The 12,675-nt window shown below is 58.7% G+C and carries 12 protein-coding genes; 5 read left to right on the top strand and 7 right to left on the bottom strand.

Features of this window, described 5'->3' with window-relative positions; translation table 11 throughout:
* The first annotated feature begins 25 nt into the window (after positions 1 to 25).
* The 3 genes from fzlA to QNI81_RS13260 all read left to right on the top strand — a co-directional run bounded on the left by fzlA (position 26) and on the right by QNI81_RS13260 (position 3,886).
* Positions 26 to 691, top strand: a complete 666-nt coding sequence (gene fzlA, locus QNI81_RS13270) for an FtsZ-binding protein FzlA (protein ID WP_005618378.1) — start codon at positions 26 to 28, stop codon at positions 689 to 691.
* 71 nt (positions 692 to 762) lie between these two features.
* Positions 763 to 1,806, top strand: a complete 1,044-nt coding sequence (queG, locus tag QNI81_RS13265) for a tRNA epoxyqueuosine(34) reductase QueG (protein WP_283966794.1) — start codon at positions 763 to 765, stop codon at positions 1,804 to 1,806.
* A 73-nt stretch (positions 1,807 to 1,879) separates the two neighbouring features.
* Positions 1,880 to 3,886, top strand: a complete 2,007-nt coding sequence (locus QNI81_RS13260) for a hydantoinase/oxoprolinase N-terminal domain-containing protein (RefSeq protein WP_283966793.1) — start codon at positions 1,880 to 1,882, stop codon at positions 3,884 to 3,886.
* 76 nt (positions 3,887 to 3,962) lie between these two features.
* Here the strand turns inward: QNI81_RS13260 and msrA are convergent, their stop codons facing one another.
* From msrA to ade, 6 genes are all read right to left on the bottom strand, one after another.
* Entirely contained in the window at positions 3,963 to 4,478 is a 516-nt protein-coding gene (gene msrA, locus QNI81_RS13255; RefSeq protein ID WP_065328415.1) for a peptide-methionine (S)-S-oxide reductase MsrA, read from the bottom strand.
* Entirely contained in the window at positions 4,475 to 4,924 is a 450-nt protein-coding gene (gene msrB / locus QNI81_RS13250) for a peptide-methionine (R)-S-oxide reductase MsrB (protein ID WP_065328416.1), read from the bottom strand. Before msrB ends, msrA begins: the two co-directional genes overlap by 4 nt.
* Positions 4,925 to 5,061: 137 nt before the next feature.
* Positions 5,062 to 5,973 carry a DMT family transporter gene (locus QNI81_RS13245; RefSeq protein ID WP_126137859.1) on the bottom strand — a complete coding sequence of 304 codons (912 nt, stop codon included), beginning with the start codon at positions 5,971 to 5,973 and terminating at the stop codon, positions 5,062 to 5,064.
* Positions 5,974 to 6,115: 142 nt separating this feature from the next.
* On the bottom strand, positions 6,116 to 6,409 hold the full coding sequence (locus QNI81_RS13240) for an HU family DNA-binding protein (RefSeq protein WP_005618395.1): 294 nt from the start codon (positions 6,407 to 6,409) through the stop codon (positions 6,116 to 6,118).
* Positions 6,410 to 6,552: 143 nt separating this feature from the next.
* Positions 6,553 to 8,019, bottom strand: coding sequence for an AMP nucleosidase (locus QNI81_RS13235; protein WP_009177764.1), 1,467 nt, complete (start codon positions 8,017 to 8,019; stop codon positions 6,553 to 6,555).
* On the bottom strand, positions 8,012 to 9,817 hold the full coding sequence (gene ade, locus QNI81_RS13230) for an adenine deaminase (protein ID WP_283966792.1): 1,806 nt from the start codon (positions 9,815 to 9,817) through the stop codon (positions 8,012 to 8,014). The genes QNI81_RS13235 and ade overlap by 8 nt, the downstream gene beginning before the upstream one ends.
* A gap of 87 nt (positions 9,818 to 9,904) precedes the next feature.
* Here ade and arsC point away from each other — a divergent pair, with 87 nt between their 5' ends.
* Complete coding sequence (gene arsC / locus QNI81_RS13225) at positions 9,905 to 10,324, top strand: arsenate reductase (glutaredoxin) (RefSeq protein ID WP_126137856.1); 420 nt, start codon at positions 9,905 to 9,907, stop codon at positions 10,322 to 10,324.
* 132 nt (positions 10,325 to 10,456) lie between these two features.
* A complete protein-coding gene (locus tag QNI81_RS13220; RefSeq protein WP_283966791.1) occupies positions 10,457 to 11,653 on the top strand; it encodes a hypothetical protein in 1,197 nt (398 codons plus the stop codon).
* 21 nt (positions 11,654 to 11,674) lie between these two features.
* Here the strand turns inward: QNI81_RS13220 and QNI81_RS13215 are convergent, their stop codons facing one another.
* Entirely contained in the window at positions 11,675 to 12,622 is a 948-nt protein-coding gene (locus tag QNI81_RS13215; RefSeq protein WP_283966790.1) for a GlxA family transcriptional regulator, read from the bottom strand.
* Between the last annotated feature and the right edge of the window lie 53 nt (positions 12,623 to 12,675).

Here is a 12,675-nt window from a genome sequence, read left to right as displayed (position 1 = left end):
AACAACCGGAGAGCTCAGGACGCCCATGGCTCGTCTCTATCATGTCCCCCTGTCCCCCTTCTGTCGCAAAGTGCGTCTGTCTCTGGCGGAAAAGAAGATCGAGGTGGAGCTTGTCGAGGAACGCTACTGGGAACAGGACGCGGATTTCCTGCGCCGTAACCCGGCGGCCAAGGTCCCGGTTCTACGCCTCGACGGGATGCTGATGGCCGAAAGTGCGGCCATCTGTGAATACATCGAGGAAACGCGCCCCGATCCCTGCTTGATGCCAAAGAAACCCGCCGAACGGCTCGAGGTGCGTCGGCTGGTGAGCTGGTTTGACGATAAGTTTCACCACGAGGTCACCTCCAAGCTGCTCTATGAGCGGGTGAACAAGAAGATGACCGGGGAAGGCTATCCCGACAGCAGCAATGTCAAATCCGGTGCCAAGGCAATCAAATATCACATCGATTACCTGTCGTGGTTGCTCGACCATCGCCGCTGGCTGGCCGGAGACAATATGACCCTTGCGGATTTTGCGGCCGCTGCTCATCTGTCGTCGCTCGATTATATCTCCGATGTGGACTGGAACCGCTCTGCGGTGGTGAAGGACTGGTACGCCAAGATCAAATCCCGCCCTGCCTTCCGGTCAATTCTGGCGGATCAGGTTCCGGGCTTTCGTCCTCCGTCGCATTACGCGGATCTTGATTTCTGAGATGGTGCAGGGGGCTGTCTGCCCCCTCCGGGCCTTGCGGCCCGTTCACCCCCGAGGATATTTCTGAGAAGATGAAAGCGGTAGGGGATATCAAGGCGCGTCTGGTTGCGCAGGCTCGGGCCGAGGGCTTTGTCTCCACCCGTATCTGTCGCCCGTGGGATGTACCCGAGGTGCCCGAACGATTGCGTGCGTTTCTGGACGCTGGCTATCACGGCCAGATGGCATGGATGGCGGAGCGAGTGAACTGGCGCGAAAACCCGGCGGCGCTTTGGCCGGAGGCGCGCTCGGTCATCATGCTGGCAGAAAGCTACACGCCCGATGAGAACCCGATGGCGGTGGTGGGACTGCCGGATCGCGCGGCAATATCGGTCTATGCGCGCGGCAAGGATTATCATGACCTGGTCAAAAAGCGGCTGAAGCGGCTGGCGCGCTGGTTGATCGCCGAGGCAGGTGATGAGGCCGAGGTAAAGGTCTTTGTCGACACCGCGCCTGTGCCAGAGAAAGCACTGGGTCAGTCGGCGGGGCTTGGTTGGCAGGGTAAACACACGAATTTGGTGAGTCGAGATTGGGGCAATTGGGCATTTTTAGGCTCTATTTTTACTACATTGGATTTGCCGGTAGATCCGGTAGAGCCAGATCATTGTGGGTCCTGTCGGGCCTGTTTGACGGCGTGTCCCACGGATGCCTTTCCTGCGCCCTATCAATTGGACGCACGGAGGTGCATTTCCTACCTGACGATCGAGCACAAGGGGCCCATTGAGGAAGAGTTGCGCGCAAAGCTCGGCAATCGGATCTATGGCTGTGATGATTGTCTTGCAGCCTGCCCATGGAACAAATTCGCCGTAGAGGCCTCGGACATGCGCTATGCCGCGCGTGAGGGCACGGTTGCGCCGCCGCTTGCTGAACTATCGCAACTGAATGATGCGGCGTTCCGCGAACGGTTTTCGGGCTCTCCGATCAAGCGGATTGGCCGGGATCGCTTTGTGCGCAATGTGCTCTATGCGATTGGAAATTCCGGCGAGGCGTATTTGCGCCCCTATGCGGTGCAGCTATGTGATGATCCTGATCCAACGGTCGCGGAGGCGGCGCGCTGGGCTGTGATGCGGTTGTCATAATGACGCAAACAGAGTGGACGTGACGCAGCCAGCCGTTACACCCGAGCATGCGTGAGTGAAATGCGAGGATAAAATGGCGCTACTGCTTGGGATCGATACCGGGGGCACCTACACGGATGCAGTGTTGATCCGGAACGAGAGTGAGGTAATCGCCTCGGCCAAATCGCTTACAACGCGGCATGATCTGGCCATTGGCGTTGGTGGCGCGGTGCGGGCGGTGCTGGAGCAATCGGGTGTCACGCCTGACGACATTTCAATGGCTGCGCTTTCGACGACGCTTGCCACCAATGCCTTGGTGGAGGGGCAGGGGGGGCGTGTCGCTCTCATCTATATCGGGTTTAATTCCCAAGATTTGGAGCGACATGGGCTGAATGATGCGCTTAAGGGCGATCCGGTTTTGATCCTATCGGGCGGACACACACATGCGGGTGGAGAGGCTGCTCGGCTGGATACAGAGAGCCTTATTGCCTTTTTAGAGACTGAATCTATAGGCGTGAGTGGATTTGCAGTTGCCGGAGTTTTTGCCACCCGCAACCCGGCTCACGAGTTGGAAGTTGCGCGCATCATTCAGGAACGGACTGGCGCGCCTGTGACCTGCTCTCACCAGCTGTCGGCCAGATTGAATGGGCCTAAACGCGCGCTGACCGCGGTGTTGAACGCCCGCCTCATTGGAATGATTGACGGGTTGATAAACCGGGCGGCTGACACGCTTGCAGCGATAGGAATAGAAGCGCCCATGATGGTCGTACGTGGTGATGGCGCGCTGATGTCTGCTGCGCAAGCCCGTGCGCGCCCCATCGAGACAATCCTGAGCGGGCCGGCTGCCTCGATTGTTGGCGCGCGTTGGATGACAGGGGCTGAGAACGCCTTGGTCAGCGATATCGGCGGGACGACCACTGACGTTGCGCTGATCGAGAGAGGCTTGCCGAAGATCGACCCGGATGGGGCACAGGTCGGGGGCTTCCGGACCATGGTTGAGGCGGTGGCCATGCGCACCTCCGGTTTGGGCGGTGACAGCCAGGTCCACCTGAAGAGTGAGGGTCTGCGTGGCGGTGTCTCGCTTGGGCCACGGCGTGTGTTGCCGGTGTCTTTGGTCGCCACAGAGGCACCTGAGATGGTGCATGCGGCGCTGGATGCACAACTGCACGCTCCTGTGGTGGGGGAGTATGACGGACGTTTTGTGCGCGGCGTCGCGGGGCAAGCTACGATGGGCCTCTCGGAACGAGAGGCGGCGCTACTGGCGCGCATCGGCACCAGCGTCCTGCCGATGGGTGACGTCTTACGCACCCGCATGGAGCAAGGCGCATTAAATCGCCTGGTGGATCGTGGCCTGGTGCAGGTCGCCGGGATCACACCGTCGGATGCAAGTCACGTCCTGGGCCGTGTGGCCGCATGGGATCGAGACGCCGCAGAAAAGGCGCTTACCATTTTTGCCAGACGCCGTGTTGGCAGCGGTGATGCCGTGGCAAGAGATGCTGAGGCTCTTGCTCTGATGATCGTAGATCAGTTGACTGAACAGACATCATTGACCTTGTTAGAGTCTATTTTTTCCGAAGAACAGGCTCTGTTTGGAGGAGGCTCAAGCGAACTTGCAAGGCATGTCCTGCTTCAGCGGGGGCTTCAGGGGCACAAGAGCCTTTTGTCGATAGACGCACATGTGAATGTGGATGTGATCGGGTTGGGCGCCTCTGCGCCGAGCTATTATCCTGCGGTTGGCGAGCGTTTGCGCTGCAATATGATCCTGCCGGAACATGCGGGTGTCGCCAATGCGATTGGGGCCGTGGTGGGGCGGATCATCCAACGCAGAACCGGAACTGTCACCGCCCCCTCCGAAGGTCGGTTTCGCGTGCATTTGTCCGATGGGCCACAGGATTTCACCGCCAGTTCAAAGGCGCTGGAGGTGCTGGAAACTGCGCTGCGTGCTGAGGCTGTTGCAGCGGCTGAAGAGGCCGGGGCAAGCGATATTCATGTCCATGTGAGCCGCGACCTGCGCATGGCGGAGGTCGAAGCGCAGCAGGTTTTCGTCGAGGCGACCGTCACGGTGGAGGCCAGCGGCCGTCCACGGGTGGCGCACGACTGATACAAAAAAATCAGGCCGCACCTATTGGGCGGCCTGATCCTCAAAACAGAGAGCCTAAATTAGGCTCTAATAAGGGCTATTCAGCAGCTTGATCGCGCTTGGGCAAAACCCAATCAGGGCGCGGGAAGTGGCAGGTGTAGCCATTGGGAAGCCGCTGCAAGTAATCCTGATGCTCAGGCTCGGCCTCCCAGAAATCGCCGACAGGTTCCACCTCGGTCACGACCTTGCCGGGCCAGATGCCAGAGGCCTCGACATCGGCGATTGTGTCTTCGGCGATCTGTTTCTGGCGCGCATCTTCATAGTAGATCGCAGAGCGATAGCTCATGCCGATGTCATTGCCCTGACGGTTCGTCGTGGTGGGATCGTGGATCTGAAAGAAGAACTCCAGCATCTCACGATAGGAGGTCTGTTCGGGGTCAAACGTGATCTCGATCCCTTCGGCGTGTGTGCCGTGGTTCTTGTAGGTTGCATTCGGCACATCGCCGCCCGTGTAGCCGACGCGGGTGCCAAGGACACCTTTGCGGTGACGGATCAGCTCTTGCATGCCCCAAAAGCAGCCGCCTGCCAGAACGGCGCGTTCAGTCGTGCTCATCGGTTGTCCTCCACTTGATTGATGTAGGCGCCGTAGCCTTCCGCCTCCATATCGTCGAGGTGGATAAAGCGCAGCGACGCCGAGTTGATGCAGTAGCGCAGACCGCCGCGATCCGCGGGGCCGTCGGGGAAGACGTGGCCGAGATGGCTGTCACCATGGGTGGAGCGCACCTCAGTACGGATCATGCCAAGAGTACGGTCTTCGAGTTCCTGCACATGTGCGGGTTCGATCGGTTTGGTGAAACTCGGCCAGCCACAGCCCGATTCATATTTGTCTGACGACGCAAAGAGCGGCTCGCCAGAGACGATATCGACATAGATGCCCGGTTCTTTGTTGGAAAGCAGCTTTCCTGTACCGGGACGTTCGGTGCCGGAATTCTGGGTGACGTAGAATTCTTCTTCCGACAGCGCAGCAATGGCGTCAGGGTTCTTGAAGTAATTGGACATGGGGCCCTCCCACCTGATTTGATGAGGCTATAACTGGGGTCGATCGGTCCATTTTCAAACCCCAAACTATCCAAGCATAGATATCCTGTGCGTCAGATGTGAGCAAATGTGAACGCGCGTGTTCAGTCTGCGCGGGATCAATCCGCCTGCGGTTGCAGTGCAGCCGAAAGTGGCGGTTTCGCAGACGCGGGTTGGCGTGCAAGCTGTACCGCTAGAATGCCAAGCGTCACCACCCCGACACCGATCATATCAAGCATCCCTAGGCTTTCTCCCAATAGGACGCTTGCGACCGCGACGCCGAAGACAGGGTTCAGGAAGTGGAATGTCGCTGCGCGAACCGCGCCAATCCGATTGAGCAGCATCACCCAGATCAGTGTGGCGGCCAGTCCCGGGACAAAAGTGGTGTAAGCAAATGCGATAGCAAGCGGCCAGCTGGGCTCTACGCGAATGGTTTCAAAGGCAAAGGCGGCTGGAAACAATGCTGCGGAACCCACCAGCATCTGCAGGCCTACAACCATCATGAAATTGCCGCCTGAGGTTGCTCCGCGCAGCGCGAGCGTTGCAGTCGTGAGCGCCAGTACTCCAAGCCCGCAAAGCGCGACGCCCAGAAGATCGACACCAGCGCTGATCCTTGTACCCATAATAAGCGCGACGCCTGCAACCCCTGCGACCAGACCCAACATTCCGAGGGGACGAATCCGTTCGCGAAACAGCACCAGAGAGGCCAGCGCCACCAGAAGCGGCATGGTAGATGCGATGATCGCAGCCATCGAAGCCTCAACCCATTGCATCGCAACAAAGTTCAACCCGAGGTACAGGGCATTCTGGCAGATCCCGAAGAGGATCGTGGCCTTCCATTGACCGCGCGTCAGCCGCCATGTCTGCCCCATGGCGCGGGCGATCATGACGCCGATCAGGCCAGAGATCAAAAACCGCATCGCGAGCGAGAACAACGGAGACGCATCTGCCACGATGATCCGGGCCGATGTGAAGGCTGAGGACCACATCAGGGCGAAAGCCAACCCCATGGCAATTGCGCGCAAATCCATTTGACTAGTCCCTTCCCTGATCAGGCGGCACGTTAGCCAGTTGTCTGCGCGCTGGATAGGGTGAGACGAAGGATTGGTACAATACAAAAAGGGCCGCCCAAATGGGCAGCCCCGAAGCCATTGGCTCTGATCCAGATGTGGATCAGGCGTCGCCGTTGACGCTGTCTTTCAGCGCTTTGGCGATGGTCATTTTCACGACCTTGTCTGCTTCTTTCATGAACTTCTCGCCGGTGGCGGGGTTGCGCACTTCGCGCTCGGGACGCTCACGGCAATAGATCTTGCCAACACCCGGCAGGGTCACGGCACCGCCGCCGGACACTTCGCGGGTGATCAGGTTGCAAACGGCATCCAGAGCGGCACCAGCGGTTTTCTTGTCGCTGTCCATTTCCTCAGCCAGTGCTGCCACAAGCTGAGTTTTGGTCATCGGTTTGGACATTCTTAGCTCTCCTTGAAACTGCCCGACGTGTTGGGGCCTCATCGCGTAACATTAGCGTTATGTTGTGGGACAACACAACGCGTAGCGTGCAAGATCAAGCGCCAAACAAGCAAATTTCCGTGGAAAACAGCATATTTTCGCCATTACAGGAAGGCAGTTTCGTCAAAGGAGCGCAGTTTCCGGCTGTGCAGGCGTTCCAGCGGCATGGTTCTGAGCCGTTCCATCGCCTTGATGCCGATCAGCAAATGCCGTGAAACCTGCGTGCGATAGAAGTCCGAGGCCATGCCGGGCAGCTTCAATTCACCGTGCAGGGGCTTGTCGGAGATACACAGGAGCGTGCCGTAGGGCACCCGAAAGCGGTAGCCGTTTGCGGCGATGGTGGCGCTCTCCATATCCAGCGCGATGGCACGGGATTGGCTCAGGCGTTGCACCGGGCCGGACTGATCCCGCAGCTCCCAGTTGCGGTTGTCGTGGCTGGCAACGGTGCCGGTGCGCATGATCCGCTTGAGGTCGTAGCCTTCAAGGCCGGTTTCCTGGGCTACGGCCTCTTCCAGCGCCACCTGAATTTCCGCCAGTGCCGGGATCGGCACCCAGACCGGCAAGTCATCGTCCAGCACGTGATCCTCGCGCAGGTAGGCGTGGGCCAGAACAAAATCGCCAAGCGCCTGAGAGTTTCTGAGCCCTGCGCAATGGCCGACCATCAGCCACGCATGCGGACGCAGAACGGCGATATGGTCGGTGGCGGTTTTGGCATTCGACGGCCCCACCCCGATATTGACCAGCGTAATGCCGTTCCCGTCGGGCCGTTTCAGGTGGTAGGTCGGCATTTGTGGCATCTTAAGAGAGGCCGGCAATTCGCCATCAGCAGTTGTGATCTCAATGTTCCCGGTCGACACAAAACTGGTGTAACCACTGTCGGGGTTAGCGAGTTGTTCGCGCGCATAGGCCTCAAACTCGGTGACGTAGAACTGGTAGTTCGTAAACAGCACATGGTTCTGAAAATGCTCCGGGTCCGTGGCGGTATAATGCGCAAGACGTGCCAAAGAGTAATCCACGCGCTGTGCTGTAAAGAGCGACAGCGGACCCACACCATTTTCAGGCACATAGGTCCCATTGACGATGTCGTCGTTTGTGGTGGCCAGATCCGGTACATCAAAGACGTCACGCAGGGTGAAACGCGCAGCCCCTTCCTGCGGAACGGTCAGTCCGGGGCGGGAGGCGACCGCAAAATGCACCGGCATTGGTGTAGCGGACACGCCGACGGTCACGGGCTGGTCGTGGTTTTTGATCAGCAGTCCGATTTGTTGTTCCAGATAGTGACGGAACAGATCCGGTCGTGTCACCGTGGTGGAATAGGTGCCCGGATCGGCCACATGGCCAAAGCTCAGACGGCTATCAACCTGTGCGTAGGTCGTGGTGGTGAAGCGAACCTCTGGGTAAAAGGCGCGCACGCGGCTACCGGGCGCGGCCCCGGCGCTCATTGCGGCGATGAATTCATCACACAGGAAATTGGTCGCGCTGTCATAAAGCTCAATCAGGCGGGCAACGGCGGCTTTTGCGTCGGTAAAGCTCTCAGCGTCGGGAAGGGTGGGCGTGTTTACATTATTCATTGAACGGCTCGATTACTGGAATTTTTTTGAAGCTGCGCACATCGACAAGGCCAAGGTCGCTGATCCGCAGTTCCGGGATCACGACCAGCGCCAAAAGCGAGTGCTGCATATAGGCGTTGTTCAGTTTACAGCCGCAGGCCTCCATCGCCTCGACCAGTTTCTGCGCATTGGCGGCCACCGTGGACGCCGGGCTGTCGGACATCAACCCTGCAATCGGCAGTTCCACCAGCGCCAGTTCCTCATCGTCGCGATAGATCGTGATGCCGCCGCCGACCTCCGCCAGACGGTTGGCCGCCAGGGCCATTTGTGCGCGATCCGTGCCGACCACGATCATGTGGTGACTGTCATGCGCCACGGTCGAGGCCATCGCCATGCGGCCTTCGTAGCCAAAACCAGATACGAAGGCATTGGTCACGCCACCCGTGGCACGGTGACGTTCGACGAGGGCAATCTGGCAGACATCTTCGGTGCCTTCAACCAAACCATCCTGAACGGGGAGCTCGGCCTTCAGCGCCTTTGTCGGGGCTTGGTTTTCGACCACCCCGATCACATTGGCGGTGACAGCATTTGCGCCTTCGGGTGCAGCGAGTTCAAAGTCTTTTGCCGTCAACTCATGCCCCAGATGCACGGTACCGCGCGCGTGTGCAGGCCAGTCCAGATGCGGGCATTCGACCTTGATAGAGCCTGATTCCGCAACAATCTGCCCGCGTGCGATCACCACTTCGATCGGGAGTGTTTTCAGATCAGAAGTCAAGATCACATCCGCGCGTCTACCCGGAGTGATGGAGCCGATCTCGCGCTCCAGACCAAAATGCGTGGCAGTGTTGATCGTCGCCATCTGGATCGCCACCAGCGGATCACAGCCGCAATCAATCGCGTGACGCACCACCCGGTTCATATGGCCATCATTGACCAGCGTGCCCGAATGGCAGTCATCGGTACAGAGAATGAAGTTGCGCGGGTCGAGACCCTTTTCCGTGATTGCGGTGATCTGCGCTTCGACGTCGTACCAAGCGGACCCCAACCGTACCATGGCCCGCATCCCCTGTCGCATCCGCGCGATGGCATCCGCCTCGCAGGTGCCCTCGTGATCATCCGCTGGGCCGCCGGCCACATAGGCCGCGAAATCAGGGCCGAGGTCGGGCGAGGCATAATGCCCGCCAACCGTTTTACCCGCGCGTTGGGTGGCGGCGATCTCGGCCAGCATCTTGGCGTCGCCATTGGCAACGCCGGGAAAGTTCATCATCTCACCGAGGCCAATAATACCGGGCCAGGTCATTGCCTCAGTTACGTCCTCGGCGGAGATTTCATAACCTGTGGTTTCCAGCCCCGGAGCCGAGGGCGCGCAGGAGGGCATCTGGGTATAGATATTGACGGGCTGCAAAAGCGCCTCGTCATGCATCAGTCGAACCCCCTCAAGGCCCAGAACATTGGCGATCTCATGCGGGTCGGTGAACATGGTGGTGGTGCCGTGGGGGATCACCGCGCGGGCAAATTCCGCAGGCGTCAGCATACCCGATTCAATATGCATGTGCCCGTCACAAAGGCCCGGCACCATATAACGGCCCTCGGCCTCGATCACGTGCGTGTCTGGCCCGGTACAATAGGACGCATCCGGTCCCACATAGGCAATCCGGCCCGCCTTAATGGCGATGTCATGCCCATCGAGAACCTCACGTGTATGGACATTCACCCATTTGCCGTTCCGGATCACGGTATCGGCAGGGCTGCGTCCGGCAGCGGTTTCGATCAGTTGGGGGGCGACGTCGGGCCAGCTTGGGAAGGTCTTGTGTGTCATGGCCTACTGTTATTGATTGCGCTGAGGGGTGCAAGACCCCTAATCCGCGATCATCACAGCGTCATGAACCACAGGCAGAGCAAACTCATGGACATCGTCATTCACCACAATCCTGATTGCAGCAACTCACGCAATGTGCTGCGCCTGATCCGGGATGCAGGCTATGAGCCGGTTGTGGTGGAGTATCTGAAAACCGGTTGGACCCACGGGCAACTTCAGGCGCTGTTTGCCGCAGCTGAGTTGACCCCCTACAGCGCCATGCGCAAAGAGCGTTCGCCTGCCAAGGAGCTTGGCTTGTTGGAGGATAATGTCACCGCTGACCAGATCCTTGACCAGATGCTTTTGCACCCAAGCTTGGTCAACCGGCCCATCGTGGCCTGCAAAAATGGCGTAGCGCTTTGTCGTCCCCCCGAGCGGGTCCTTGATCTGCTCGAGTCATGGCCCAGCGGTCCTTGGTCCAAGGAAGATGGCACCTTGCTCATCGATGCTGACGGGAACAGAGTATAATAATATCCATGATTAGGCTCTATTCATGGGCCTATTAAGGGCGCTGGCGACACTTACGGATTTCCCGGCCTTTTCACGCGCGGGCAAAATGTTCATCTTTGGCGGATGCGATAACCGCCAAGGAATTCACTGATGCATGTAATTGCCGACACTGAAGCGCTAGTCGCGGATGGCACTCTGACACAGGATCAGGCACGCGTGCTTGAGGCACGCTCTCGCGACGTGATGGTGTCCATGGCGGTGAATGCGATCCTGTTTTGTGGGATCATCGCGGCGATCGCGGGCTTCATTGTCTGGTTAGCAGAGCCGCTTGCGGTGACGGTTACTGGCGCGCTTATGCTTGCGGCGGGGCTTGCGGTCCTGTCCCGTGGGGGCACGACCTATGCGATTTTCGGCAACTCGGCAGTTCTGATTGGTGTTGGGATGTTGCTGGGCGGTGCATCCGTGGAGCTGATCGACAAATACGAGGGAGTTGCAGGTTGGGTCCTCACTCCAGCAGGGTTGCTGGTGACCGTAATCAGCCTGTGGCGCTGGCGCATGGGTGGTTGGTCGGCGCGTTTTGTGCTGGGCACCGTTATGATGATGGGTCTCGCCATGCATCTTGGCGGGATTGAGGCGTTGGTACACCAATACGATTTGGGCGCACCGCTGAGAAATCTGGTTTTGCTATATTACGCCGCCGCGCTGGGCGTGGCCGGCTGGCAGCTGGATGTCCGGCTGATCACGGCCACAGCTCTGATCCCCTTTGCGCAGGTGCTAGAGACGGGCACCGCGTATTTTCATGCCGTCTATGCGTTTTACTCGCCTGAGCCGACTCTGACGATCTTGCAAATGGGGCTGCTGATCACAGTCTGCATATGGGTCTCTTTAGGCGCTATGGAGCGGGACGCGCGCCACTTGCGCATTCTTGCTGTGATGGGGTTCATCGTGGCGAATCTCTGCGCTCTGGTGGGGTCACTTTGGGGCGATTACGTGGGCGAGCATCTGTGGGGGCCGGGACGGTATCGAAGTGGTTGGGCCGATTATGATAGTTACAGCGCCGCCAGAGATGCCTTTCATGCAACCGCATTTAGGATATCTGATCTGACCTATTCCGTGCTTTGGGCGCTGGCATTGGTGGCGATGATCATATGGAGTGCGATGCGACACCAGCGGGCCCTGTTCAATGCCGCGCTAACCTTTGCGGCAATCCACTTTTACACCCAAATGTTTGAAAGCTTTTCAGACGAGCCGCTTGCCTATGTCATCGGGGGGCTTGGGGCGATTCCGCTGGCGTGGGGCATTTGGCGTCTGAACCATTGGATGGTTTCGCGGCAGGATCAGGGCTGAACTCGGCCCGGTTGCAGCAAATCATGCGTGTGCCTTGCGCATAGCGCGTGGTGTGGTTGCGAACTCAGCTTTAAACGCCCGCGTAAGGGCGCTGGCATTTTCATAGCCCGTGCGCGCTGCAATCTCTGAGACACTAATATCAGTCTCTAACAAGAGCTTTCTAGCCTGAATGAGCCGCAATCGTCGATATATCGTTGCGGGCGTTGCACCAAGATCGGCCTTCATTCGCGCCTCCAGATCTTTGCGTGGACGTCCGATCAGGCGGGCGATTTCGGGGATGGGGAGCGGCTCTTCCAGATGAGCCTGCATCAAAGCAACCGCGCGTGCGACGACGCGCGTTCGCGCCAGCGCCGTTTCTGGCGCAGCGCCACCGCTCTCTGGGCTCATGAACAAGGCTGCGACTTCAAGCCTCAGAGCTTGCCCATGGTCTTCCCCAATCCGCGCAATCATCAGGTCAAAGGCGGCCAGCGCGCCGGAACATGTGATCCTGTTGCCGTCTTGCACTGCGCGGACGCGTTGAACGTTCACCTCAGGAAAATCCTCGGCCAGCCGATCTGTCTCGTCCCAATGGATCGTTGCATTTCGCCCGTCCAAGAGACCCGCTGCGGCCATCAGCCATGGTCCCGTGTCAAACCCCGCAATCTCATTATAGCGTGTGGCCGCAGCACGCAGCGCGCGCCGCGTTTGAGCGCTGTCGTGATGCTGAAAATTATAGCTCGGCATGATCGCCAGCATATCACCGCTGCATTTTGTGAGCTGTGCATGCGCTGTAACTTCCATACCCGAAGACGATACAACCCGCGCGCCTGTTAGGGACAAAAAACGCCACCGGTATAGCTCACGCCCCGCCAGAGTGTTCGCGGCGCGTATGGGTTCCACTGTATTTGCGAGGCAATGGGCGGAAAACTCATCAAACAACAGGATATCTACCTGCTGAACCCCCGCGAGATCATTTGTCCACTTTCGCATGATTTCTGCCATCTCTGCATGGTTGTGACCTTAAGCCTGACGTACCCTCAACC

Origin of the sequence: Tritonibacter sp. AK171 (genome assembly GCF_030127025.1) — a bacterium.
In the GTDB taxonomy this organism is placed as follows: domain Bacteria; phylum Pseudomonadota; class Alphaproteobacteria; order Rhodobacterales; family Rhodobacteraceae; genus Epibacterium; species Epibacterium mobile.
This window is presented reverse-complemented; position numbering and strand designations above follow the sequence as displayed.